Source organism: Microlunatus soli (genome assembly GCF_900105385.1).
Taxonomy (GTDB): domain Bacteria; phylum Actinomycetota; class Actinomycetes; order Propionibacteriales; family Propionibacteriaceae; genus Microlunatus; species Microlunatus soli.
Map to the genome: position 1 here is coordinate 5077999 of NZ_LT629772.1, position 24969 is coordinate 5102967.

Sequence of the window (24969 nt, forward strand, 5' to 3'; positions counted from 1 at the left end):
ACAGTGAGTACAACGATCGACGCGCATACCCATGTCATCGCTGTCGACGAGGAGAGCTATCCGGTCGATCCGATCGGCGGGAAGCGTTCGACCTGGTCGACCGAGCATCCGGTCGACATCGACGGTCTGCTGCGGGCCCTCGACACCGCCGGCGTCGAGCGGTCCGTCGCGGTCCAGGCCTCCACGGTGTACGGGCACGACAACAGCTACGTCGCCGAGGCAGTCCGCCGACACCCCGATCGCTTCATCGGCGTCTACTCGATCGATGCGATGGCGTCGGACGCCGTCCAGAAGATCCAGCACTGGCAGGGTTTCGGGCTGTCCGGCTTCCGGCTGTTCACCACAGGCACCACGATGCCCGGACAGGCCGACTGGCTGGGCGACCCGGCCTCCTACCCGGCGTGGTCCTACGCCCAGGAGCACGGGATCCCGATCTGTTTGCAGATGACCCTCGACGGGATCCCGGCACTGCAACGCACGCTGGCGGAGTTTCCAAGGTCCCGAGTCGTCCTGGACCATTGCGCCCGCCCGGTGCTGTCCGACGGCGCTCCCTATCGCCGTGCTCAGGGCCTGTTCGATCTTGCCGAGCATCCCGGTGTGTACCTGAAACTCACCCATCGAGCACTTCAGGCAGCAGCAGAAGGAAGGTCGACCGTCGAGGAGTTCCTCGCCGCGCTGGTGGAAACGTACGGCTCCGAGCGACTGATGTGGGGATCCAACTACCCCGCGGCGTCGGGAGAGCTGGTGGATCTGGTCGCCGCAGCCCGTGGCGAGCTGAGCAGCCTTTCCGAGGAGGACCTGGCCAACGTGTTCGGCCGTACGGTGGCGGCGTTCTACGCTCTCGACGAGAAGGACGCCTGAAATGAGCGATACCAGGCCGCAGCTCCGGGCTGCGTTCGGGAATCACCCGATCGGCGACGTCCTCAGGTCGGGGGCGGTCGATGATCCCCGGGTCCGGCTGGCCCATGAGGCGGTGTCGCCGATCCACAAGGCATTCGCCCCGATGGTGACCGATCAGGCCTACGACGTGAGTGAGCTGGCGATCGTCACGGGATTGCAGGCGATCGGCTACGACCATCCGATCACCCTGATGCCGGTTGTGCTGGCGGCACGCTTCCAGCGCGGATGTCTTGTCACTCGCAGCGCCGATCCGATCGACGCCCGGCATCTTCGCGGCCGGCGGGTCGGCGTGCGTGCCTACACGCAGACGACCGGCTTCTGGGTCCGGACACACCTGGCTGAGGACTATCGGATCGCATCCCAGGACGTCGCATGGGTCACCCAGAATCCTGCTCACGTCCCCGAATACCAGGACCCGACGTTCGTCGAACGGACCCTGCGGGGAAGTCTGGAGGATGCGCTGCGAGCAGGACAGATCGACGCAGCGATCTTCGGCAATGATCTGCCCGTCGGCGACGAATTCGTCCCGGTCATCGACCGGCCGGACGAGCGAGACAGGGAATGGTTCGGGGCCAACGGGTACGCGCCGATCAACCATCTCGTGGCGGTGTCGACCTCGGTGATCGACGCCCACCCAGAAGCCGTCGTTGGAGCCCTCGACCTGCTCGTCCGCGCCGAGGAACTGGCCGCCGGTTGTACCGATGGGGCACGCCTGACGATGTCCGGACTGGAACGCCTGCGTGGACCGGTGGACGCCATCGCGCGAGCCTGTTACGACCAGGGCATGCTGCCGCGGCCGCTCAGCTCCGACGAGGTCTTCGGCCCGATCACCGATCTGCTTGCCCAGCACTCCTGATCTGGCACACGCACGGCGGGATGCGTTTCCTTCCCTCCCCGCACTCGACGCACCGCAAGGAAGCACTGCAGAGAAGAGGCCGACATGTCCACATCGAAGACCACACCCCCGACAGAGCGTGATCAAGGAGCAGGCTTTCGCTGGGCCTCGCTGAGCCCGTTCGGGAAGCCGCTGCACCGGGATCTGACGTTCCAGGTCCTGGTCGGGATGATCGTCGGCGTGCTGCTGGGGATCGTCGTCCCTGCTGTTGGGGTCAATCTCAACCTGGTCAGCACCCTCTTCATCCATCTCATCCAGATGATCGTCGGGCTGGTCGTGTTCTGCACGGTCACTCTCGGGATCGCCAAGGTGCGTGACTTCGGCAAGGTCGGCAAGATCGCCATCAAGGCGATCCTCTACTTCGAGATCATCACCACCTTCGCGCTGGCGATCGGGTTGATCATGATCAACATCCTGCAGCCGGGTGTCGGGATGCATATCAACCCGGCCGACCTCGACGGTGCCGATCAGGTCACGGCAGCGAAGCCGATGACGTTCTCCAGTTTCATTATCGGTCTTGTCCCGACCAGCGCGGTCGGAGCATTCGCCGAAGGCAATGTGTTGCAGATCCTGGTGTTCTCCGCCCTCTTCGGGTGTGGGGTGGCAGCGGTCGGGGCCAAGGCCGACCCGCTGGTCCGGGGTATCGATTCGGTGCAACGGAGCTTGTTCTGGGTGATCGGGAGGATCATGCGACTTGCGCCGCTCGCGGCGTGCGCAGCCATCGCCTACTCGGTGTCGTCCTACGGCCTGGATTCGCTGCTGTCGTTGGGTGCTCTGGTGCTGGAGTTCTTCCTCACCGTGATCGTCTTCTTCTTGATCATCTTCTGGCCGGTCTCGCGGATCGCCGGTATCAGCCTGTGGAAGATGATGCGCTACTTCCGCGAGGAGCTGCTGCTGGTGATCGGCACCAGCTCGTCGGAGAGTGTGTTCCCCCAGCTCACCGTCAAGCTGACCAGGCTCGGTATCAAGGAAGAGGTCGTCGGTCTCGTTCTGCCGACGTCCTACAGCTTCAACCATGACGGGACCTGCCTGTACTGGGCGGCCACCAGCGTCTTCCTGGCCCAGGCGACCGATACGCACCTCGGCCTGGGTGGACAGCTCAGCCTGATGTTCGTACTGCTGCTGACCTCGAAGGGTGGAGCGGGCGTCTCCGGTTCCGCGATCCCGATGCTCGCGCTCACCCTCGCTGCCACCGGGACGATTCCGGTGGCCAGCGTCGCGCTCATCCTCGGTGTGCACAAGATCCTCTCCGGTGCGTTCGTCTTCACCAACATCGCCGGCAACTGCCTGGCAACGATCTTCGTGGCGAAGACGGAGAAGGCGATCGACTGGACGATCATGCGCCGTGAACTCGACTCCGGCGGAATTCGCCAGCCGACCCGTTGACCCCCCGGGAACCTCGGCGACCGCCAGCTCAGCCCGCCGCGGCGAGACTGAAGGTTCTACCCTCTGGGCCTTCCCCTTCATGTGGACCTGCTCGACATGGGGGCGGCGGACCATCTGGCTGCCCCTGACCCGGCTCGAACAGGAAGCTGAGAACAGCACCGGCATCCCCGGTCACCAGCTACGTTTCGACGACTTCACACCCGTGTCTGGGGCCATGCGCCGCTACTGGACTGCGACTATGAACCTGGTCAACGGCGCCGTTATCGACAAAGACACGCCCCTACAGTCTCCACTGCTGGCCGAGGAGATGACCCGGCTGGCAGCAGTTGCAGCTCTGCACACCTTTCCCAACACCGCATTGTCGCGGCATCACCTACCTACGCCCGGGCACGTGATGCCAGCCCCGATACGACGAGCAATCGCCTACATCGAGGAACACGCCACTGAACCGATCGGCCTGACCGAGATCGCCGCAGCAGCGAGTATCAGCCCCCGCGCCCTGCAATACGCCTTTCGGCGCCATCACGAAACGACGCCGCTTACCTACCTACCTACGCCGCGTCCGGCTGGACCATGCTCGCCGTAACCTGCAAGCAGCCGATCCCACCCAAGGAGAGACGGTCAAAGCGATCGCGGCACGATGGGGATTCCCGCGGCCAGACCGCTTCGCGGCTCGCTATCAAGAGGCCTTCGGGGTGCCACCCAGCCACACATTGCGATCCTGAACCGCCTTCCCAGCCTCGACGGCTCAGCCAGGGTCCACCGCTCAGCGACCGACGACCGCCACGATCTTCTCGATGATTTGCGATCAACTGGTGGCCCCACATCGTCCATGAGTGGCTCCCGGTCCCGTGGTTCGTGGTCCACAATCCGGTGAGGTCCTACGTGGCAGGCTCCTCGATCATGACAACCGAATATGCAGCGGAATCTGACAGAGCCCGACGAAGGCTCCGATTCGGCCCGGCGATCATGCGCTCGGTGGAAGTTGTCGTCCGGTCGGCCGTTCGTCCAAGGCCAGCGCGAAGCGCCACCGTTAAGGTGGGTGATCGTGATCGAAGTCGGCCAATTGGATTCGATCGTGGACCTGGTCCGTACATGTCCGAGACACCTCGTCGTCCTCGTGGTGCTTCGCACCGCCGACTGGAAGGTTTGATGCCGCGATGAATGCAGCGCGACCGGTGCCGACTCGAGACGACGTGGTCGGCTACTTCGACAGGCTGTCGAACTGGGGGCGATGGGGCGACGACGATGAGCTCGGCACCCTGAACCACATCACCGACGAGGTCCGGCTCACGGCGGCGCGGACGGTGCGCCACGGCAGGAGCGTGTCGTGCGCGTGGGAGGTCAAAGCACCCGAAGAGATGGAACGATCGACGAACTCATGCCCGCGCGCAGCTGACATGCCAGGGGCCGAAGCCATGCCTGCGGCGTTCCATAACGACCGGCGGTGGGGCTTCTCGAACGAGCACCTGGGCATCATGTTCCACGGCAACACCATCACCCACCTGGACTCTCCGTGCCACATCTTCTGGGACGGCACGATGTACAACGGGCGCCCGCATTCTTTGGTCGACGCCGCAACGGGCTCGGCATGGGCAGCTGTCACGGCGGCGGGGAGCGGGATCGTCACGCGGGGTGTCTTGCTGGACGTCGCGGCGGTCCGCGATTCGCCGTGGTTGGAACCGGGTGACGGGGTGTATCCCGAGGATCTCGAGGCGGCCGAGAGCCGACAAGGCGTCCGGGTGCGGTCCGGAGACGCGGTGCTCCTCCGGACCGGTCGTGGCCGTGTCCGTCACGAGGGCGGTGAGGCGGGCGGTATGGTCCAGGCCGGTTGGCACGCGTCCTGTCTGCCGTGGCTGCACGAGCGGGAGGTCGCGCTGATCGGCGCCGACACTCCGCAGGACGTTCAGCCGTCGGGATACGACGACATACTGATGCCGGTTCACGCCGTCAGCCTCGTGGCAATGGGGCTCTGGCTGCTTGACAACTGCGATCTGGAGCTGTGCGCGAGGACAGCTATGGCACTCGGTCAGTGGGAGTTCCAACTAGCAGTCGCGCCGGTCCGCTTCGCCGGAGTCTCCGGCAGTCCGGTCAATCCGATCGCCACCTTCTAGGCCACGGGGAAAGCGGTCGTGCGCATGCGGTCACCGCGCAATCTGGAAGGCCGGCATCGACCGCCGTACCGCGGAACACCATGATCAGCGGACGCCTGTGAACCGAGGAGTCGCTCAGGGTGGGCTCTGACTGCATGACCGATAGCGGTCCGATTGGCTCCAATAACCTGAATCCACCGACCGGCGACTGGAACAACCGCCGGTCGATCGACGCCGACATGCTGGCCCGGACGGGACTGGGATCAGGGTCTGCCTCGACTGCGGTAGCGGCAGTCCTCGGATCGAGTCACAGCTGGCGGGCAGCGAGCAGGTGGGCGTCCACCGAAGCCGGTTGCAGGGCGTGCTCGATGACGGTCATCGCGGCGCCGTAGATACCGGCGTCCTGGCCCATCAATGCCGGCTCGATACTCAGCGCATGGGCAGGTCCGGGTTGGGCCAGCCTGGCGATACTCTCACCGATCCCGCCGAGCAGTTGCTCCTCTGCCTCGGCCAGATAGCCCCACAGGCTGATCACCGCTGGGTTCAGCAGATTGACCGTGGAGGCCAGGGCTTCGCCGATCTGCCGTCCGGCCTCGCGTACGGCACGGCCGGCATCGACCTGACCGGAGCGGGCGAGCTGAGCGACCGCGCGCGCGTCGGGGGCGTCGATGCCGGTCGCGGTCAGTTGTGCGGCGAGTGCGCCACCGCTGGCGATGGCGTTCAGGCAGCCGACATTGCCGCAGTTGCACGGTACGTCGGAGTCGTGCACGCGGGTGTGGCCGATCTCGCCGGCCAGCTGGGAGGTCCCGCGGACGACGCGGCCGTTCACCACGACGCCGCAGCCGATCACGGTGCCGACCTTGAGGCAGAGCAGCACCTCCGGGTCGTCGGCGCGAGCGCAGTGTTCGCCGAACGCGAGCAGGTTGACGTCGTGGTCGACGAAGACCGGGACGTCCAGCCAGTCCAGGAGCTGGTCTCGGACGGCTTCTGGCGTCCACTGGCGGGGTGAATTGGCGGGTTGGTGAGCGCGAAGCTCCACTGGTGCAGGGATTCCGATGCCGATCCCGTGCACGCTGCCGGTATCGATGCCGCGATCGGCGAGTAGTCGCTGGAATCCATCGGTCACCATGCCGAGGACGGCCTCGACCCCGTCATCGAGGCTGATGTCGACGACTTCGCTGACCTCGATGACCCCGGAGAGGTCGGTCACCGCGAGCCGGACGCCGCTGATGCCGAGTTGTGCGGCCAGTGCGGTTCCGGCTGCCGGATTGAAACTGAGGTGCGCCGTGGGGCGCCCGCGGCCCGTCGACATGGCCGGATCCGGCTCGCTCTGGTGCACCAGTCCGGAGTCCAGCAGGACGTCGATCCGGTCGGTGATCGTCGACCGTGCCAGACCGAGTTCGTCGGCGATCTGCCCGGTAGTGCTCGCCTGCCCGCGACGGACCAGATCCAGGACCTCGCCGGCCCGGGTGATCCGACTGGGAGTAGCCGGGCGTCTTGCCCTGGTCTGCGTGCTCACGACCCTCCTTCGGTGACCGGATCTCAGAGTATCGGCCACGGACCCCAAATATATGTCACACACCGATCGATAATTTTCTATGATCGAACGATTTATGGCGACGATCGACATTAAGTGTGTACTATCCCGGTAGGTGCAGCGGCAACCGTGACCACGGAGGAATCAACGATGACCAGACCTGACCCGATCGGCGCCCGGCGACTCACTCGTCGCGGCCTGTTGCGTACCGGGGGAGCAGCGTTGGCGACCGGCGTCGGATCGTCGGTGCTGACCGGATGTGGTGGCGGCGGCGCTGGGTCCTCGGATGCGGTCGAGTTGTCGTTCATGTACTGGGGGTCGGCGTTCGAGAAGAAGGCGATCGACTCGATGCTGCAGAAGTTCGACGACAGCCACGACAAGATCGACGCCACCGCGAAGTTCGTGCCGACGTCGAACTACGACACCAAGATGTCCAGCATTGTCGCCGCCAAGACGCCACCGGACGTCGCCTACCTGAGTGGGTCGCAGCTCTATGACTTCGCCGGCAAGGGACTGATCCTCAACCTGTTCCCGTATCTGAAGAAGTATCCGGCGCTCGGCGATCGGCTGCCCAGCAGCTACTTCTGGTACGGCAAGGACAAGCTGGCTGCCAACCAGCTCGCTCAGGGTGTCCAGATCCTCTATTACAACAGCGATCTCTTCGGCAAGGCCGGCCTGGATCCGGCCCCCTTCACCGTCGATACCGCGTGGAGTTGGGACGACTTCGTCGAGGCGGCGACGAAGCTGACGCTGGACGACCAGGGCCGCAATCCGTCGCAGTCCGGTTTCGATCCCAAGAAGGTCCGGCAGTACGGCACCATCGCTCCGACTGGTGGGTCACCGTTGTATGCGTTGCTGCGGTCGGCCGGTGCGGACTTCATCAACGACGACGGTACGAAGTATGCGATGGACTCGGCGGCAGCGATCACGGTGATCAAGAATGTCCAGGACTTGATCTACAAACACCGGGTTGCGCCGACTCCGGCGCAGCTGGGCAAGAACGCGCCGACCACATCGGTGCAGCTGCAGACCAAGCGGATCGCGATGATCATCGACGGCAATTGGCAGATGCTCGATCTGATGGAGCAGAAGGTGCCGTTCGGTGTCGCCTGCCTGCCGAAGTACGACGAACCGATCACTGTCACCGGCGGAGCCGCCGGCGCGATCTTCCAGGGCACCAAGCATCCCGAACAGGCGGTCGAGCTTTACCTCTACTACAACGATCCGGCCAATGTCGATCTCTTCTCCGACGGGCTGTGGGCGCCGTTGCAGACCAAGTACTACACCGATCCGAAGCTGGTCGACACCTGGGTGACAGACAAGTACCCGGCCAACTTCAAGACCGCGGTGGTCGAGCCGACCTTGAAGAACGGCGTGATCTATTGGGGCCAGAACCTCAAGAACACCGAGAAGATCGACCAGCAGGTGACACCGGCGACCGATCAGATCGGTCTGGGCAAGGATGTCGCGACAGTGGTCAAGGGCCTCAAGGGCAAGGTCGAACCGCTGCTGCAGGGCATGTGGCCGACCCAGGAGCTCTGAACCGGACTCGATGACCGCGTCCGTCACACCCTCCGCGCGCCGCAGCAGCGGGCTGACCCGTACCGAGGCCCGCTGGGGCGTCCTGTTGGCCCTGCCTGCGATCCTCGGTTTCGCCGCCTTCACGTTGATCCCGATGATCGCTTCGTTGGTGATCAGCCTGACCGACTGGTCGGTCGGTGGCGTCCCGCACTTCATCGGGCTGGACAACTACGTCCGGATGTTCACCCGGGACGACGACTTCGGCAGCTCACTGTGGGCCACCGTCTACTACACCCTCGGCGCGGTGCCGTTGACCATGATCGTCGCCTTCGCCGCGGCCCTGCTGTTGAACGCCAGTGTTCGCGGTCAGGCGTTCTTCCGGGTGATCTTCTATCTGCCGGCGATCGTGCCGCTGGTGGCGAACTCGATGCTCTGGCTGTGGCTGTTCAATCCCGACTTCGGACTGCTGAATGCCGTCACCGGGATGGTCGGACTGCCGAGCTCGGACTGGGTGTACGGGGAGAACACCGCCATCCCGTCGTTGATCTTGATGAGCACCTGGGGGTTCGGCAATGTCGCAGTCCTGTTCCTGGCCGGGCTGCAGGGCGTGCCGCGCCATCTGTACGAGGCGATCTCCGTCGACGGCGGCGGGATGTGGCGCAAATTCCGACACATCACGCTGCCGATGATGACCCCGACGATCTTCTACAGCCTGGTCACCGGAGTGATCGGTTCGTTCCAGGTCTTCGTCCAGGCCGCCGTGATGACCCAGGGCGGGCCGAACAACAAGACGCTGTTCTTCATCTACTACATCTACCAAGCAGCCTTCACCAACAACGAGCTCGGCTACGCCAGCGCACTGGCTTGGATCCTGTTCGTGGTGATCCTGGTGATCACCGCGGTGATGTTCAAGAACTCCTCCCGTTGGGTCTATTACGAGGCCGGAGGTGCCCGATGACCGCGCTGCTGGAACGACCGACCGGGCCGGCGGTCACCGAGCAACACCGGCCGGCCACGAACCAACGCCGGAAACGGCTGCTCGGCAAGGTCGTCATCTATCTGCTGTTGCTGGCCGGTGCGATCCCGACCCTGCTGCCCCTGGTGTGGCTGGTCCGCAGTGCCTTCATGGAGTCGGCACAGATCTTCGTCTCACCGCCGGAGTGGATCCCCAAGCCGGTCGCCTGGGACAACTTCACCGGGGCGCTGACCTCGGTGCCGTTCGCCCGCTACTTCGCCAACACCATGATCATCGAGGTCGGGGTGATGGTCGGCACCCTGCTGTCCTGCAGCCTGGCCGCCTTCAGCTTCGCCCGGCTGCGCTGGCGGCGCAAGAACCTCGTCTTCGGTGTGCTGATGACCGGGGTGATGTTGCCGTACGCGGTGACCCTGATCCCGACATTCCTGTTCTGGCAGAAGCTCGGGCTGGTCGACACCTACGTCCCGTTGATCCTGCCGGCCTGGTTCGGCAACGCGGTGTTCAACATCTTCCTGCTCCGGCAGTTCTTCCTGACCATCCCGTTCGAGCTGGACGAGTCGGCATACATCGACGGAGCCAATCCGCTGCAGGTCTTCTTCATGATCATCCTGCCGTTGTCCAAACCCGCGCTGGCGGTGGTCTCGGTGTTCACGTTCCTGACGGTGTGGAACGACTATCTCGGTCCGTTGATCTATCTGAACAGCTCCGACAAGTACACCCTGGCGATGGGGCTGGCGTCCTTCCAAGGGACCTACACCGCACAGTGGGGCTACCTGATGGCGGCCGCTACCGTCGTCCTGATCCCGATCATCATCCTGTTCGCCTTCGCGCAGAAGTACTTCGTCGAAGGCATCACGCTGACCGGAATGAAAGGCTGAACGCACCCGTGTACAAGGTGTTGGTGTTGTACGGCGAACCCGAGCGGCCCGAGGAGTTCGATCACTATTACGACCAGACCCATGTCCCGCTGGCCTCGAAGATGCGCGGCCTGAGCCGCTGGACGATCACCAAGTTCGAGCCGGCACCGGATGGCACCCCGCCGCCGTACTACTACGCCGCGGAGCTCTATGCCGAGACCCGTGAGGCATTGGAAGAGGTCCTTGCCTCCGACGAGGGGCGGGCGGCGAATGCTGATGTGGAAGAGTTTGCGACCGGTGGCGCGGTGTACTGCTTCGGTCCCGAGGTCGACGTGCCCGTCGAAGGGAGCTCTCGATGAGTGACAACACCCATGGCGGGCCGGCCGATGCCGGTCCGATCGACGTGCTGGTCGTCGGGCTCGGCTTCGGGTCGGCGTTCGCCCCGATCTACCAGGCCCATCCCGCCGTCGGCCGGGTCGGCCTGGTCGACAGTAACGCCGAACGACTGGCCGCGGTCGGCGCCGACCTGAGTATCGCCGACCTGTTCACCGATCTCGATGCTGCGCTCGCCGAGCCGGGCTGGGATGCGGTCCACCTGCTGACCCCGGTGGCACTGCATGCCGAGCAGGTTCAGCAGATCCTGGCATCGGGCCGGCACTGCGCCTCCGCGGTGCCGATGGCCACCTCGCTCGATGATCTTGATCGGCTGATCGCGGCGCAGCAGCGCTCGGGCAAGAACTACATGATGATGGAGACCGCACGGTATTCCCGGGAGTTCTTCCACGCCCGCCGGCTGCTGCGGGACGGCACGCTCGGACGGCTCAGCTATTTCCGCGGCGAGCACCTGCAGAATCTGGACGGTTTTCCGCCGTACTGGCTCGGGTTCCCGCCGATGCACTACGTCACCCACGCCCTGTCGCCGGCCCTGGCGCTGTCCCGGTCCCGGGTCGAATCCGTACGCTGCCTGGGATCCAGCCGACTCACGCCCGATCACATCGGGGTGGCCGGGGACGGTTTCGGCACCGAGGCGGGGCTGTTCCGACTGCGGTCGGTCGACCCCGACATCGGCGACGACCTTGTCGCCAACATCACCCTGTCGTTCTTCCAACTCGGTCGCAGCTACATGGAGGGCTTCTCGGTCTACGGCACCGAAGGTGCCTTGGAGTGGCCGCAGTTGGAGGGCGGGCCGATGAAGGAGTTCCGGGCCGGTGCCGTACCGGCCGGCGGTCGGGGTCGCGCGATCGAAGACGGCGATATCCGACCGGCGGGAGAGCCGGACCTGCTGCCGATCGAGCTCCGCCGCTTTGCCGACGGCGGTCATGGCGGTTCGCACCCCCATCTGGTGCACGAGTTCGTCTCCAGCATCGTCCAGGGCCGATCGCCGCGAGTCGATGCGCGTGTCGCTGCGACCTGGACTGCGCCGGGGATCTGCGCCCACACCTCGGCCCTGCAAGGCGGGCAGGAGATCGCCGTTCCCGATTACGATGCGGACCTGGCGACCGTCGCCGACGATGCCGACCCGGCGGGCGGGGGCGGCCGGTGACCGAGCTGACCATCGCTCTGGTCGGCGCACTGGACACCAAGGGCGCCGAATACGGCTACCTCCGCGAGATGATCGAGCGACTCGGCGCGAAAGTGATCATGATCGACGTCGGCGTACTCGGCGAGCCGGCCGTGACTGCCGACCTGGACCGAGCACGGATCGCCGATCTGGGTGGCGGTGATCTTGATCGGCTGCGCGGTGCCGGCGATCGCGGCGCGGCCATGCAGGTGATGGCGCTCGGCGCCGGCCGGGCCGTTTCGCAGATGATCACCGCGGATCGACTGGACGCCGTACTGACCGTCGGCGGATCCAATGCCGGCTACGTGATGGGGGAGGTAGCCACCCACGTACCGATCGGGTTCCCCAAGCTGCTGGTGTCGACCATCGCCGCCGGTGACACCAGACCGTATGTGCGGGCCACCGATGTCACCCTGACCTATCCGGTGGTGGACATCAACGGACTGAATCGGATTACCCGACCGATCCTGGCCAACGCTGCACATGCCTGTGTCGGGATGGCGGGCGCCCGCAACGATCGCGCCGCGACGGCTTCGCTCGGATCGGACCGGATGCTGGTCGCGGTGACGATGTTCGGCGTCACCACGGCCGCCGGCACGGCGACGGTCAACGGACTGGCCGAGCACCAGTTGGAGGGCTTGACGTTCCATTGCACCGGGGTCGGCGGTTCCAGCATGGAGACCCTGATCCGAGCCGGCCTGATCGCCGGGGTCGCCGATCTGACCACCACCGAGCTGGCCGACGACCTGGTCGGCGGGGTCTGCACCGCTGGGCCGGATCGGCTGACCGCGGCCGGTCGTGCAGGGATCCCACAGGTGGTCAGCGTCGGTGCCCTCGACATGATCAACTTCGGCGCACCCGAGACGGTCCCGGCACGCTTCGCCGACCGGAACCTGCTCGCCCACAACCCGGCGGTCACGCTGATGCGTACCGATCCGGACGAAGCGACCGAGCTGGGACGGCGACTCGCGGCCAAGCTCAACGATGCCACCGGCCCGGTGACGGTGCTGTTCCCACACGGCGGCCTGTCACAGCTGTCCGTACCGGGTGGACCGTTCGCCGACCCGGTCGCGGATCGGGCGCTGTACGGGGCGCTGCGGGCCGGGTTGCGGTCCGGCATCGAGCTGCACGATTTCGACACCGACATCAACGATCCGGCGATCGCCACGACCGCCGTCGAGCTACTGGCCGGTTGGCTGGAGAAGGAGAACACGTGAACACGCTGACCCGTACCGAGTTGCTGGAGAGGTTCGCCACCAAGATCGCGGCCGGACAGCCGATCATCGGCGGCGGCGCCGGCACCGGGCTGTCGGCCAAGTGCGCCGAAGCGGCCGGACTGGACTTCATCGTGATCTACAACTCCGGCCGGTATCGGATGGCCGGACGGTCCTCGATGGCCGGGCTGATGCCCTACGGCGACGCGAACGCGATCGTGATGGAGATGGGCACCGAGGTGTTGCCGGTCACCGACTCGATACCGGTGCTAGCAGGCGTCTGCGGCACCGACCCGTTCCGGGACATCCCACGATTCCTCGACACCGTCAAGGCAGCCGGCTTCGCGGGTGTGCAGAACTATCCGACCGTCTGTCTTTTCGACGGCATCATCCGGGCCAACCTGGAGGAGACCGGGCTCGGCTTCTACCGGGAGGTCGAGTTGATCAAGGCCGCCCGGGAACGTGACCTGATCACTGCGGCCTATGTCCACGATGAGGCCGAGGCGAAGGCGATGGCCGAGGCGGGGGCCGACATCCTCGTCCCGCACATGGGCCTGACCACCTCAGGAATGATCGGCGCCCAGAGCTCGCTCAGCCTGGACGAATCGGTCGAGCTGGTGACCAAGCTGCGGGACGCGATCTTCGCGGTCGACCCGCAGGCGACCGTGATCTGTCACGGCGGCCCGATCGCTGCCCCCGACGACGCGCGCTATGTGTTGTCCCGGGTCGACGGCGTGGTCGGCTTCCTCGGTGCCAGCAGCATGGAACGGCTGCCGACCGAGATCGCGATGGTGGAACACATGACCAGCTTCCGGACCATCCGTGACGTCGCCGGCTGACCCGACCAGATCGAACGACAGGAGGATGACGTGACCATCGAATTTCTCGGCATGATCGGGACCCATGAGGTGTCGGAGGTCCACGCCCGAACCGGCCCCTTCATCCAGCCCGACTTCGTCGAACGGATCACTCACGCCCACGAGGATGCGGGTTTCGACAAGGTACTGATCGGCTATGGCTCCTCGACTGCAGAAGGAACGCAGGTGGCGGCCTGGGCTGCGGCGCGCAGCGATCGGCTGCAGTTCCTGATCGCCCATCGCCCGGGTGTCACCTTTCCCACCTTGGCCGCCCGGACCTTCGCCACCCTTGATCAGTTCAGCCAGGGCAGGGTGAACGTGCACATCGTGACCGGCGGCGTGCCGGCCGACCTGCGTCGCGAGGGTGACTTCGCCGACAAGGATGCCCGGTACGCACGGACCGATGAGTACATCACCCTGCTCCGTCGGGCGTGGGAGTCCGAGGTGCCGTTCGACCACAGCGGCCCGGGCTATCGACTCGACGGCTTCCGCAGCGAGGTCCGACCCTGGCAGGACCGTCGGATCCCGATCTACTTCGGCGGTTCCTCCGCTGCGGCCTACCGGGTCGGCGGTAGTCAGGCCGACACCTACATGCTGTGGGGTGAGCCGCTGGCCGAGACCCGGCAGCAGATCGAGTCGGTCCGCGCGGCTGCCGCAGCGGCGGGGCGAGCGCAGGCACCGGCCTTCTCGGTCTCGTTCCGGCCGATCCTCGGGGCAACCGAGGACGAGGCGTGGGAGCGGGCACATCGGGTGCTGGCCACCATCCAGGACAGCGGCGGCGGACTCGGCGCCTTCGTTTCCAGCACGGCTCTGGTCGGTGGTGGCCGACCGGCCAGCGTGGCGTCCCAGCGGCTGCTGGCTGCCGCCGCCAAGGGAGATCTTCATGACCGCGCCCTGTGGACCCCGACCGCAGCGGCGACCAACGCATCGGGCAACACCACGGCCCTGGTCGGCACCCCGGAAACCGTCGCCGAGGCGATCGCCGACTACGCCGAGCTCGGCGTCTCGGCGTTCCTGATCCGAGGCTACGAGCCGTTGGCCGATGCCGTCGAATACGGTCGAGAGTTGTTGCCCCGAGCTCGCGCCGCCATCGATGCCCGGCTCGGGACGACGGCGACCGCGTAAGCACCTACTCCGAGACGCGCCGAAAGGGAAGACATGGCCACCGAGTCCGAAACCACCGATCCGCATGAGCACGGGCCTGATCATGAGCATGATCATGAGATCGCGGCACCCGAGGACCGCAGGCTGCATCACATCCCACCGGCCGCGCTGACCGAAGACACCATGCAGACCTCCGGCATGCGCCGCCGGGAGGCGATCTCCGGCAAGACGGTCGGATCATCGAAGATCTGGATGGGGGAGACGATCGTGCCGCCGGAGACCGGGTCCGGCAACCACCACCACGGCGAATCCGAGACCGCCATCTATGTGGTGGAAGGGAATCCGGAGTTCGTCTTCCTCGATGCCGACGAGGAGGTCCGGGTGCGTACCAAGCCGGGCGACTACGTCTATGTGCCGCCCTTCGTGCCGCACCGCGAGGAGAATCCGGATCCCGAACACGACGCCGTCGTCGTGATCGGCCGGTCGACCCAGGAAGCGATCGTGGTCAACCTCGAGGATCTGGTCTGGGTCGGTCCGGTCGCCGTCGGTCGGCACGACCTGGAACGACCGACCTGGCATGATCACGAGATCGATCAGCGCAAACCGGATGGCGACGAGCAACGCTCCGATGACCGCTGACGGTCCATCGCCGGCGCCGCACCATCCCGATCAATGGGTGGCTCGTGCTGACAGGCCACGACGAAGGTGAGATCGTCGCGATCGAAGGTCTTGACACTCATCTGGTTCAGTGGGTGGGAATAGGGATGCGGAGAACGGCGCTCTGACGCGCCGGGGCACAGCACGGCCATCGGTCGAATTTGCGATCGGCGACGGACCAGGTCAGCCGACACTTCCTTCTGGACGTCGCGACCGACGGCATGGGGCTGCAGCGCAGCCGCGATGGCAACGCCAGCTGGGACAAGACTGCAGGCCGGCGGAGGCCGTCTTTCCCACTCGAACAAGTCCAGCCCGCTCCGATCATCCAGCGAAGTCATCGTTCCCTGGGCAGCGCCGATGCCACGTCGGCGCGGCCGCGCCCAGCCGGTCGCCGCGATGCGCGACCAGATCGGGCTTGACTGTGCCGCCGCGTCATGGTTTTCAATGACTCGTCCGCTCAGTCAGGGTCGGTCGCTCGCCATCGATCAAGGAGTCAGATGATCCCGGAACGTTGCCGGCCGGCTGTCCCAGGTACGTCCATGTTCTGCAGTCGGGTTCATCCCTGCCACGACTCCAGGTCACGTTGAGGAGTTCCGATGGGATGGAGTACTGCGGAGGTGGCGCGGCTAGCCGGGGTGAGCGTACGGGCGGTCCGCTACTACCACGAGATCGGCCTGTTGCCGGTACCGGAGCGACGGGCGAATGGCTACAAGTCCTACGGCGCCGTCCATCTGGTGCGGCTACTGCGCATCCAACGGCTCAGCGCTCTCGGGTTCACCCTTGCCCAGATCGGCGACCTGGACGAACCGGGGCCACACACAGAGGCGCTGTTCCGCTCACTGGACGTGGAGATTGCCGACAAGATCCAGCAGTTGCAGCAGATCCGGAACGAACTGCGCGACGTCCTGGAGAACGAGGTCCAGGAGGGCCTGCCGCCGGGCTTCTCGCCCCCTGCGACCGGCGCGGTCGTCACAGAGCGCGACAAATCGACGCTCTCGGTCCTCGGACAACTGCTGCCGGCCGAACGTCAGGAGCGCCTGAAGGAATGGCTGGCGACCAGCACGGTCGATTCCACCGCGGACGACGACTTCGAGCAGTTGCCCGACGACGCCGACGAAGCCACCCGCGCCGATCTCGCCCGACGCATGCTGCCCGCAGCGCGCGCTGCTCAGAATTCCCGTCCGTCGGCCGATCCCACGCCGCCCACAACTGCACGCGCCATCGGAACCGCACTGCGCGACATCTACAACCCGGCACAGATGGACGTCCTGGTCCGGGTCGCCACCCTCCTCGACGCCGAATCCGCCTGACCAGATTGGTTTCCCCGTGATCCACAGTTCACCGAGCAGCAGCGCCGACGAGGTCAGGCTCAAGACACGGCCACGCCCGGGCTGGCCCGAGCTCGGGATCGGTCTGGCGGTCCTGCTGATCCTTGAAGTCGGCCTCGCCCGGGCCGCCCTGACGATGCATCTCGGCGCCGTCGTCACCGGCGTCTTCATGACCGCTCTGTCGGCGATCGTCGCCGGCGGCGGCTTCGCGGCCGCGGCGCTCACTCGGGTACGGTCGACGGCCGCCTTCGGCCTGGTCGCGACATCGTGGAAGTGGATCCTTGTCGGAGTTGGCGGAGGGATTGTCGCAACTGCGCTGAAGATCCCTGCGACCAAGGCCTTCACGGCGATCTTCGGAGCGGCGACCAGCAGTCAGACGAGTTGGTCGGCGGCCGGCGCCGGCGGCCTCGGAGCGGTGCTGCTGTCGTTTCTGTTCCTCGGCGTGCTGACCCCGATCGGTGAGGAGCTGTTCTTCCGAGGTGTGGTGACCACGGTCCTGCTTCGGTACGGCGCCGTGGTCGGAGTCGTCGGCAGCACCGTCCTGTTCGCTGTCCTGCACGGCGAGCCGGTGCTGATGATCTCCGCAGTCCTGGTGGGGCTGCCGGCTGCGGAACTTCGCCGCCGGACCGGGTCGATCTGGCCCGGCGTGGCACTCCACATCACGTTCGATCTCATCTCCAGCATCGGCCTGTTCATCGTTCTCCCGAACCTCACCCACTGACGACAGCCGGTGGACCGACGGTTCGGACCGCAGGACCACATCGACAACCAACGAATATCCGTCAGAACTCCGATCATGAGAGGACATCAACCATGGGATGGTTCACCGCGAGGCAACAGCGCAGAGAGGCTCGCGAGCAGCGCGTTCGCGACAAGGCTTACGACAAGGCGATCAATCAAGGACAGACGCCGGAGGACGCGAAGCTGGCAGCAGAACGCGCCGTGCGCCGACGCCGACGCATCCGGCGTGCGGCAATCATCACCGCCGTCGACAAGTGATCACCGGACCGATCCGACAATCCACGTAACGTCAATGACCCATCAGTTCCAGAATCAGCGTGTCCTCGTCACCGGTGGCTCAGCAGGTATCGGCAAGGCAGCAGCAACAGCGTTCGCCGACGAGGGCGCGGACGTGATCATCGTCAATCGCAGCCACGACTCCGGGACAGCCGCCGTCGCCGAGATCACCGATCGCGGCGGTCAGGCCGAATTCCACTCCGCCGACCTGACTTCCAGCGAAGCGATCAGCGAACTCGTCGTGGCAACCGGACCCGTTGATGTGTTGGTCACCAGTGCCGGCTACCGGCCGATACCCGGGCCTGCCGCCGACACCAGTGAAGATGATCTTGACGCGACGTGGGCTGTGAACGTCAAAGCTCCGTGGCTGTTGTCGGCAGCCTACGGCCCGATGATGGCGCAACGCCGGTCCGGCGCCATCGTGCATGTCTCCAGTGTGAGCGGCACCCTCGATCAGGAAGGATTCGGGGCGTACAACGTGTCGAAGGCCGCGCTGAACGGCTTGGTGCGGGCGTTCGCGCGAGAGCTCGGCCCGACCGGAGTACGGGTGAACGCCGTGGCGCCGGGGCCGACGTACACGCCGTACACCGAACAGTTCGGCAGTGCGTTGGACGAGTTGATGCGTCCGTATCCGCTCGGTCACCCGGCCACGGCCGATCAAGTTGCGGCGGCAATCATCTTCCTCGCCGGATCCACCGCCTCGCACATCACCGGTGCCGTCCTTCCCGTCGACGGTGGCCAAGGCACCGTCATCCGCTGACCCGCATCGAGCTCCTCCCGGAGCCGGCCGGTGACGCTCGTCGTGTTCCGGCCTGTCGACGACGTCTGAAGATCATGCTGATGATCACCAGATGCGGGAACTCGATCAGCATCCCGATCACGATCGCGGCGTAGGTCAGTGGTCGGCCGGGCAAGGCGAGTGCCGTCACGGCCAGCATCAACGGAGCATTGCGGGCAGCGGTCGTCATGGTGAGCAGTACGTGATCATGATGCTCGAGGCCGACGAGCCGGCCGATCAACTCGGTGGCGATGAAGATGAGCACAAAGAACACGCAGATCGCGATCAGGCAGCTGAGAAAGACGCCGCCATGGTCGGCGATGACCCTGGCGTTACCGGCGAAGATCTCCACGATCAGGGCGGCGATCAGGAGAGGAGCAGAGCCGCTCACCAGGTGGCTCAGACGTCGGAACGTTCGCGGCGCTGCCGAGGAGAGAATCCGGCGTAGCAACCGTGAGCCGGCGAATGGCACGGCGAACCAGAGCAGCAGGGTCTGGGCGATGTCGGCGATGCCGATTCCTGTGTCCCGACTGAAGAAGAGCCAGATCAGGATCGGATACCCGATCAGCTGGGTGATCATGTTCACCGGAAGCAACATCGAGCCCACTGCCGTATTGCCGCCGGCGATGCGGGTGAACCCCAGGAACCAGTCGGTGCACGGCGCGGCGAGGTAGATGAACAGCCCGATGAAGACGGCCTGCTGACCCCCGACGAACAATCTGGCGAGGACGTAGCCGAGGATCGGGATGATCAGGAAATTGACACCCCAGGCGAGCCCGGCGACCCGCCACGCCGAAATGCCGGCCAGGCCGGTGAAGCGGGCCTCGAAGAACAGCGCCGAGACCAAGATCAAGACTGTCGGAGAGACCAGTGCACCCGTCCGAGTGCCGACCCCGGGCGCAAGCAGGCCGATTGCACAGCCCAGCAGGATCGCAGCACTCAGCATTCCTGCCAACCGCCAGGTCGGTGCCTGTGATGCGGGCTCGACGTCTCCGCCGATTGGTTTCCGGGACGTGCCTGCGCGCTCGTCGGTGATCGACACTTCGGCGGGCGGGTGCTGTGTGGGTGAGTCTTCGGCAGTCGACAGCCGGTTCAGCATGCGCAGCTGACGCCGCAGCAACTCAGGTCGTCGGTCCACATCCCGGCCTCTCGCCAGTACTCCAGGCCGCTGGTGTCGCGGCTGAACCGATCGCCGATCGTCCGGGCGATCTGGGCGTAGCGCTGCCGAAACTTGTAGACGAAGCAGAACCGCAGATCGTCGTGCCGCAGTGCCGGCCCGTTCAGGAAGAGACCCGGGGTCACCGTGGACTCGTCGTCCGCGGTGAGCAGCGGCCAGCCATCGGAGCGGCGGGCGAACAGGCCGGCAACAGGGCCCAATCCCGGGCCGAAGCCGGTGGCCAGTACCGGCTGGGCACTCGACGGGTGCCGGGCGCCGCCGGTCGTGCGGACGAGGTATCCGTTGCGGTCCTGCTCGATCGATGCGGCCCTGCCGCGCGCGAGCTTCAGCCGTCCGGTGCCCATCGCTCGGTCGAGTCGCTGCCGCGTCCGTGGCGCCAGTTGGTAGGACGGATCCGACCCGGCACCGGCGTTCCAGGGATGCTGGTGATCGAGCACCGTCACCCGGCTGCCTCGCTGCACATGATGGCAGGCCAGGTCGATGCCCGATTCGTACCCGCCGATGACCACCAAGCGGTCGGAATGCGCCGGCGCTTGCCAGGCCCGCGAATCGCTGCTGTGCACGGCGAGTGCTGCGTTGGTGACCGCAGGTGCAGTGGGCTCGGTGAACTCGCCGCCGGCCCAGACCAGCGTACGCGCCCGGATCGGTCCACGGCTGGTGTCCACTCGGAACGCCTGGCCGTCGGCTCGCACCGCCGTCACCTCTGTTCCGGTCGACACCGGCACCTCGAAATGCTGCGCGACGGCAGCCAAGTAGCGGGCGTACTGCGCGCCGTCGGGGTAGTCGACTCCGAGGGAGAAGGCTGGAGAGGTTTCGGGATGGATGGCATTCAGATCGGTGGCGCCGAAGCCGTTGCCGGTGAACGACGGCGTCAAGAAGCGCTGCTTATCGGGCCAGTCCGCGAAGGTCTGTCCGATCTCGCCTCGTTCGACGACGCCGATCGAGACCTGTGGCAGTACCGACAGCGCGAGGGCGGTGCCGATACCGGCCGGCCCGGCACCCACGACCAAGCAGTCCAGGCGTTTGGGGAGGCGCCGGACGGCCGGCCGGTGATGTCGGGTCCTCGGTGTCGGCGACGTCCTGCTCGCTGCTCTCATCCTTGGCGGGCCTTGAACCGCGGGTGCAATTTGTTGATCACGAACACCCGTCCTCGTCGGCGGACGACCTGGGCACCGGGCTTCTCGGCCAGGGCCCGGATCGAGTTGCGAACCTTCATGTGACACCTTCCAGGCGACTCATAATGAGAATGATTCTCAATACTATACGTGTCGAGCGCCTCCGGGTCAGCAAGGGGAGCGTGGCAAACTCACAGTCGCGATCTCAACGGCTCGACCTGTCGGTGCTGCTGGGGTGATCGATGGGAGAATGACTGACGTGTGGTTGCCCTACGGACGCGGAAAGTTGCAGGTGGACCTGCCGGCGGCGGCTCGGCCGACGGTTCTGTCGGCCCCGAATGCCAGTCCGATCGCAGATCCCGATGATGCGGTCCGACGCTGCCTCCACGAGCCCGTCGGCAGTCCCGGCTTGCCCGAGCTGGCGGCCGGTCGGAAATCGGCCTGCATCGTGATCTGTGACATCACCAGGCCGGTGCCGAATCACCTGTTCCTCGCGCCGATGATCAAGATCCTGCTGGACTGCGGGATGCCGCGGTCGGAGATCACGATCCTCGTCGCGACTGGTCTGCATCGTCCGAACCTCGGTGCTGAGCTGGCCGAGTTGATCGGCGATCCGTGGGTGCTCGACAATGTCGAGGTCGTCAATCACGATGCCCGGGACGTAGCCGATCTGGTGGATCTCGGAGTGACCCCGACCCGCGGGACGCCCATCCACCTCAATCGACGCTTCGTCGAGGCCGATCTGCGGATCGTCACCGGGCTGGTCGAGCCACACTTCATGGCGGGGTGGTCGGGCGGTCGGAAGGTGATCGCGCCGGGCATCGCCGGTCATCAGACCATTCGTACGTTCCACTCGCATCGGTTCATGGCCGATCCGCTGGCCACCCAGTGCAACCTGGACGGCAACCCACTGCATGAAGATCAACTAGATATCGTCAGAGCAGTCGGGGAGGTGTACGCGTTGAACACCGTCATCGACGATGAGCGACGCTTGCTCGATGTGTTCTTCGGTGATGTTCTCCAGTCCCATGCCGATGCGGTCACCGCCGCGGCTCGTACCTCGACGATCAGCGCCGAGCGACGCTTCCGTACGGTCCTCACCTCGTCCGCCGGCTATCCGCTGGACAAGACCTACTACCAGACGATCAAGGGGATGGTCACACCGCTGGATATCCTGGAGCCCGGCGGCACGCTGCTGATCGCCTCGGAGTGTTCGGAAGGCCTGGGATCCCCGGAATTCGTGGCGGCCCAGCGTGAGCTGATCGCCCGCGGTGCGGACGCCTTCCTCGATCATCTTTCGACCAAACAGATGGCCGACATCGATGAGTGGCAATCACAGATGCTGCTGCGGTCCCAGCGGATGGTGCGGATCCAGCTGTACAGCACGGGCCTGTCAGCGGAGCAGCAGAAGCTGACCGGCGTCGAGGTCATCGACGATCTCGGTCAAGGGATCAGCGACAGTCTCCGAAGGTCGGGCGACGATTCCTTGGCGATCATCCCCGACGGGCCGTACCTGATTCCGAGGTTGGCACCCCAGGAGCATCAATCCCACAGTTGAGCGTGGCGCCGGCCGGGGGTTGAGCGGAACCGCGATGGGGAAGCGCGGAATGTGGGTGTCACGCCGCGTCATCGATCAGCGGTGACCACGGCGTTCGTGCCGATGTTGTTCGCCGTCCGGCCGCTGCGCAGTGTCGAGTTGATCTTGGTCAAGGACAGTGGAGGTCATCATGGTTCGTCCCGGACAACAGGACGGTCGTTCATCACTGCTGCGGGGGTTGTCGCTGCTCGAGCTGTTCAGCGTGCAGGACTCGGAGCTGAGCATCTCCGAAATGGCCCGGCGGTCCGGAATCCCGAAATCGACCACTCACCGGCTGGTCACCGACCTCGTCTCCTGGGGTGCGCTGGAGCTCGGCTCCCGTGGTGCCAGGTTGGGGGTCCGGATGTTCGAGCTCGGACACCTGGTCCCGACCCAACGGACGCTGCGTGAGCTGGCGATTCCTTATGCACACAACCTGAACGAGGTCACCGGCCTGACCTCCAATCTCGCGGTCCGCGATGGCACCGACGTTGTCTACATCGAGAAGATCACCAGCCCCGACCTGCAGGTGCCGCACTCGCGTACCGGCGGTCGGCTCCCGTTGAACTGCACCGCACTGGGGAAGGCGATCCTGGCCTTCAGCGAGTTCGGATTCATCGAGAACGTCTTGGCCGGCGAGCTGACTCGGCGCACCACGAAGTCGATCATCGATCCGGTGGTGCTGCGCCGGGAGCTCGCCGACGTTCGGGAGACCAAGGTTGCCTTCGATGTGGAGGAGTCCCAGCTCGGGCTCTTCTGCGTGGCGGCGCCGATCTTTGCCCACCACGGCCAGCTGGTCGGTTCGATCTCGGTCACCGGCGGGACGGCCCTGTCCCAAGCGCAGCATTTCGCCCCGGCCGTGCGGACCACCGCGATGGCGCTGTCCCGGGCCCTCGGTCAACGTCCGAGGACGTCTCGCCCGATGCAGGTCGCGTGATCCGCTCGTACACGTCTGGTCAGACTGCTATCGCGGCCTCGACCTGGTCACGGACACCGTTCAGGGCCTCTGCGACCGTGATCTCACCGGTGTAGGCGCGCTCCAGCTGGGGACGATAGATGTTGAGTGCAGCGGAGGTCGCGTTGGTGAAGTTCCGGGAGCGAAGGTGGTCCGATGCCTCGACGAGCAGGTTCATGTTCGCCGGGTATTTGCCCGGAGCCTTGAGCGCCTTCGCTGCTCCCCGGTGGGTCGGGATGCCGATACCGGAGTCGGCGATGATCTTGCCGCCCTCCGGGCCGATCGCGTATTCCAGGAAGTCCCAGGCCAGATCCGGGTTCTGCGCCTTGTCCGGGATGATGTACATGACCATGCTGGCTTCCTGGATCTGGTTCTCACGGCCGGGGATCGGCGCGACGTCCCACTCGAAGTCCTTGATGTTCTCGTCGAAGTAGGCGATCGTCGAGGTCGCGTTCTGATACATGCCGAGCTTTCCGCCGGTGAAGAGCCGCTGGTCCGCTCGGTCGGGCTGGAGATCTCCCCAGCTGGGACACACCTTGTGTTTGGTGATCAGGTCGCAACACCACTGCATGGCATCAAGGCCGATCTCGTCGGCCAGGGTGAAGCTGTGGCCGTCCTTGGAGAAGGTTCCCGGTCCACCGTTGTTCACCGCCCACATGTTTTCGTACGCGCCGTCCTTGGCGATGACCGCACCCCACTGATCTTCGGAGGCCTTCGTCAGCGCCTTCGCGGCCTCCAGGAAGTCTTCCCATTTCCACCCCTCGTCGGTCCACGTGGTCGGCGGCAGCGGAATGCCCTCCTTCTCGAACATCGTCTTGTTGTAGAAGATGCAGCGGTTCTGGGCCGCGATCTGTACCGCGCGTTGACCGGTCGGGAGCTTGGAGAAGTTGAAGACGTTCTCGTAGTAGTCGTCGAGGTTCAGTCGGCTCTCGGCAACGTAAGGACCGATGTCCTTGGCGAGCTTCTTGCTCGATATCTCTGGGAGGAAGTCGTCGTCCAGGCGCATGAAGTCGGGCGGCTTGCCGCCGGACAGCAGTGTACGGAATCGGGTCGAGTAGTCGTCGCCGGAGACGGCCGCCTGTGCTTGGAACGTGGTCTTGGATTCGGACTCGAACCCCTTGGCGATCGGGCCGACGACGAGATCTTGAAATCCGTCATCCCAGCCCGCGGCGGTGACCGTGTCGCCACCTGCCGTCGTGGCGCTGTTGCCTCGTGCGCAACTGGACAGCAGGAGCGCAGAAGCACTTGCGCCGGCTGCTCCGAGAAAGTAGCGGCGGTTCATCATTGACCCGCTGATCATCGCGCCCCTCCTTCGTCTGGTATCGACCAACTTGTGGTGGTCTGATCGGGTGCTCGATCGGGCGGAAATCCTCACTCCGGCCACGCCGCACCCTGAGCGAATGGTGCCGAGCCCACCGCATCCGCGCCGAACCTCGCCCAGGATTGCGGAGATCGCGGCGATTCG

25 protein-coding genes are annotated in these 24969 nt (G+C 65.4%); 20 read left to right on the plus strand and 5 right to left on the minus strand.

The genetic code is table 11. The features are described from left to right. Nucleotides 1-3 precede the first annotated feature (3 nt). The 5 genes from BLU38_RS23250 (at nucleotide 4) to BLU38_RS23270 (ending at nucleotide 5295) form a co-directional block, all read left to right on the plus strand. Complete coding sequence (locus BLU38_RS23250; protein WP_197679828.1) at nucleotides 4-861, plus strand: amidohydrolase family protein; 858 nt, start codon at nucleotides 4-6, stop codon at nucleotides 859-861. Between the two features lies 1 nt (nucleotide 862). Further along, on the plus strand, nucleotides 863-1756 hold the full coding sequence (locus tag BLU38_RS23255; protein ID WP_091527880.1) for a substrate-binding domain-containing protein: 894 nt from the start codon (nucleotides 863-865) through the stop codon (nucleotides 1754-1756). An 84-nt stretch (nucleotides 1757-1840) separates the two neighbouring features. Beyond that, on the plus strand, nucleotides 1841-3181 hold the full coding sequence (locus BLU38_RS23260; RefSeq protein ID WP_091527883.1) for a cation:dicarboxylate symporter family transporter: 1341 nt from the start codon (nucleotides 1841-1843) through the stop codon (nucleotides 3179-3181). Nucleotides 3182-3702: 521 nt separating this feature from the next. Then, nucleotides 3703-3906 (plus strand): helix-turn-helix domain-containing protein, encoded by a 204-nt coding sequence (locus BLU38_RS32420; protein WP_197680271.1) that lies wholly within the window; start codon nucleotides 3703-3705, stop codon nucleotides 3904-3906. A 471-nt stretch (nucleotides 3907-4377) separates the two neighbouring features. Further along, nucleotides 4378-5295, plus strand: coding sequence for a cyclase family protein (locus tag BLU38_RS23270; protein ID WP_231920002.1), 918 nt, complete (start codon nucleotides 4378-4380; stop codon nucleotides 5293-5295). Between the two features lie 286 nt (nucleotides 5296-5581). Here the strand turns inward: BLU38_RS23270 and BLU38_RS23275 are convergent, their stop codons facing one another. Next, nucleotides 5582-6904: an ROK family transcriptional regulator gene (locus BLU38_RS23275; RefSeq protein WP_091527889.1), complete on the minus strand. Its 1323-nt coding sequence runs from the start codon at nucleotides 6902-6904 to the stop codon at nucleotides 5582-5584. Between the two features lie 57 nt (nucleotides 6905-6961). Here BLU38_RS23275 and BLU38_RS23280 point away from each other — a divergent pair, with 57 nt between their 5' ends. From BLU38_RS23280 to BLU38_RS23335, 13 genes are all read left to right on the plus strand, one after another. Further along, nucleotides 6962-8353 carry an ABC transporter substrate-binding protein gene (locus tag BLU38_RS23280; RefSeq protein ID WP_091527892.1) on the plus strand — a complete coding sequence of 464 codons (1392 nt, stop codon included), beginning with the start codon at nucleotides 6962-6964 and terminating at the stop codon, nucleotides 8351-8353. 10 nt (nucleotides 8354-8363) lie between these two features. Then, nucleotides 8364-9290 (plus strand): carbohydrate ABC transporter permease, encoded by a 927-nt coding sequence (locus BLU38_RS23285; RefSeq protein WP_091527894.1) that lies wholly within the window; start codon nucleotides 8364-8366, stop codon nucleotides 9288-9290. Beyond that, nucleotides 9287-10186, plus strand: coding sequence for a carbohydrate ABC transporter permease (locus BLU38_RS23290; protein ID WP_091527897.1), 900 nt, complete (start codon nucleotides 9287-9289; stop codon nucleotides 10184-10186). Before BLU38_RS23285 ends, BLU38_RS23290 begins: the two co-directional genes overlap by 4 nt. Nucleotides 10187-10194: 8 nt before the next feature. Further along, a complete protein-coding gene (locus BLU38_RS23295; RefSeq protein WP_091527900.1) occupies nucleotides 10195-10524 on the plus strand; it encodes an EthD family reductase in 330 nt (109 codons plus the stop codon). Further along, the gene (locus BLU38_RS23300; RefSeq protein WP_091527903.1) at nucleotides 10521-11708 is read left to right on the plus strand and encodes a Gfo/Idh/MocA family oxidoreductase; all 1188 of its coding nucleotides are present in this window, start codon (nucleotides 10521-10523) and stop codon (nucleotides 11706-11708) included. Before BLU38_RS23295 ends, BLU38_RS23300 begins: the two co-directional genes overlap by 4 nt. Beyond that, nucleotides 11705-12943, plus strand: coding sequence for a Tm-1-like ATP-binding domain-containing protein (locus tag BLU38_RS23305; protein WP_231920003.1), 1239 nt, complete (start codon nucleotides 11705-11707; stop codon nucleotides 12941-12943). Before BLU38_RS23300 ends, BLU38_RS23305 begins: the two co-directional genes overlap by 4 nt. Continuing rightward, nucleotides 12940-13779 carry a phosphoenolpyruvate hydrolase family protein gene (locus tag BLU38_RS23310; protein ID WP_231920004.1) on the plus strand — a complete coding sequence of 280 codons (840 nt, stop codon included), beginning with the start codon at nucleotides 12940-12942 and terminating at the stop codon, nucleotides 13777-13779. Before BLU38_RS23305 ends, BLU38_RS23310 begins: the two co-directional genes overlap by 4 nt. 30 nt (nucleotides 13780-13809) lie before the next feature. Beyond that, the gene (locus tag BLU38_RS23315) at nucleotides 13810-14922 is read left to right on the plus strand and encodes an LLM class flavin-dependent oxidoreductase (protein ID WP_091527906.1); all 1113 of its coding nucleotides are present in this window, start codon (nucleotides 13810-13812) and stop codon (nucleotides 14920-14922) included. A gap of 33 nt (nucleotides 14923-14955) precedes the next feature. Beyond that, on the plus strand, nucleotides 14956-15540 hold the full coding sequence (locus BLU38_RS23320; RefSeq protein WP_091527909.1) for a cupin domain-containing protein: 585 nt from the start codon (nucleotides 14956-14958) through the stop codon (nucleotides 15538-15540). 614 nt (nucleotides 15541-16154) lie between these two features. Then, nucleotides 16155-16868 carry a helix-turn-helix domain-containing protein gene (locus BLU38_RS23325; RefSeq protein ID WP_091527912.1) on the plus strand — a complete coding sequence of 238 codons (714 nt, stop codon included), beginning with the start codon at nucleotides 16155-16157 and terminating at the stop codon, nucleotides 16866-16868. Between the two features lie 16 nt (nucleotides 16869-16884). Then, nucleotides 16885-17607, plus strand: a complete 723-nt coding sequence (locus tag BLU38_RS23330) for a CPBP family intramembrane glutamic endopeptidase (protein WP_091527914.1) — start codon at nucleotides 16885-16887, stop codon at nucleotides 17605-17607. Between the two features lie 92 nt (nucleotides 17608-17699). Beyond that, nucleotides 17700-17885, plus strand: a complete 186-nt coding sequence (locus BLU38_RS31020; RefSeq protein WP_157683645.1) for a hypothetical protein — start codon at nucleotides 17700-17702, stop codon at nucleotides 17883-17885. 34 nt (nucleotides 17886-17919) lie between these two features. Then, nucleotides 17920-18663 carry an SDR family NAD(P)-dependent oxidoreductase gene (locus BLU38_RS23335; RefSeq protein WP_157683646.1) on the plus strand — a complete coding sequence of 248 codons (744 nt, stop codon included), beginning with the start codon at nucleotides 17920-17922 and terminating at the stop codon, nucleotides 18661-18663. On the opposite strand, the gene BLU38_RS23340 is transcribed toward BLU38_RS23335, so the two are convergent. The 3 genes from BLU38_RS23340 to ykgO form a co-directional block, all read right to left on the minus strand. Further along, nucleotides 18653-19627 carry an arsenic resistance protein gene (locus tag BLU38_RS23340; RefSeq protein ID WP_157683647.1) on the minus strand — a complete coding sequence of 325 codons (975 nt, stop codon included), beginning with the start codon at nucleotides 19625-19627 and terminating at the stop codon, nucleotides 18653-18655. The genes BLU38_RS23335 and BLU38_RS23340 overlap by 11 nt on opposite strands. 146 nt (nucleotides 19628-19773) lie before the next feature. Then, nucleotides 19774-20862 (minus strand): NAD(P)/FAD-dependent oxidoreductase, encoded by a 1089-nt coding sequence (locus BLU38_RS23345; RefSeq protein WP_231920005.1) that lies wholly within the window; start codon nucleotides 20860-20862, stop codon nucleotides 19774-19776. Nucleotides 20863-20951: 89 nt separating this feature from the next. Further along, the gene (ykgO, locus tag BLU38_RS23350) at nucleotides 20952-21074 is read right to left on the minus strand and encodes a type B 50S ribosomal protein L36 (protein WP_091527926.1); all 123 of its coding nucleotides are present in this window, start codon (nucleotides 21072-21074) and stop codon (nucleotides 20952-20954) included. 149 nt (nucleotides 21075-21223) lie between these two features. On the opposite strand from ykgO, the gene BLU38_RS23355 reads away from it, so the two are divergent. Together BLU38_RS23355 and BLU38_RS23360 are read left to right on the plus strand one after the other, a co-directional pair. Next, nucleotides 21224-22531 (plus strand): nickel-dependent lactate racemase family protein, encoded by a 1308-nt coding sequence (locus BLU38_RS23355; RefSeq protein WP_091527929.1) that lies wholly within the window; start codon nucleotides 21224-21226, stop codon nucleotides 22529-22531. 169 nt (nucleotides 22532-22700) lie between these two features. Then, nucleotides 22701-23486: an IclR family transcriptional regulator gene (locus tag BLU38_RS23360; RefSeq protein ID WP_157683648.1), complete on the plus strand. Its 786-nt coding sequence runs from the start codon at nucleotides 22701-22703 to the stop codon at nucleotides 23484-23486. Nucleotides 23487-23505: 19 nt separating this feature from the next. On the opposite strand, the gene BLU38_RS23365 is transcribed toward BLU38_RS23360, so the two are convergent. Beyond that, nucleotides 23506-24804 (minus strand): extracellular solute-binding protein, encoded by a 1299-nt coding sequence (locus tag BLU38_RS23365; RefSeq protein WP_091527934.1) that lies wholly within the window; start codon nucleotides 24802-24804, stop codon nucleotides 23506-23508. Nucleotides 24805-24969: the final 165 nt, after the last annotated feature.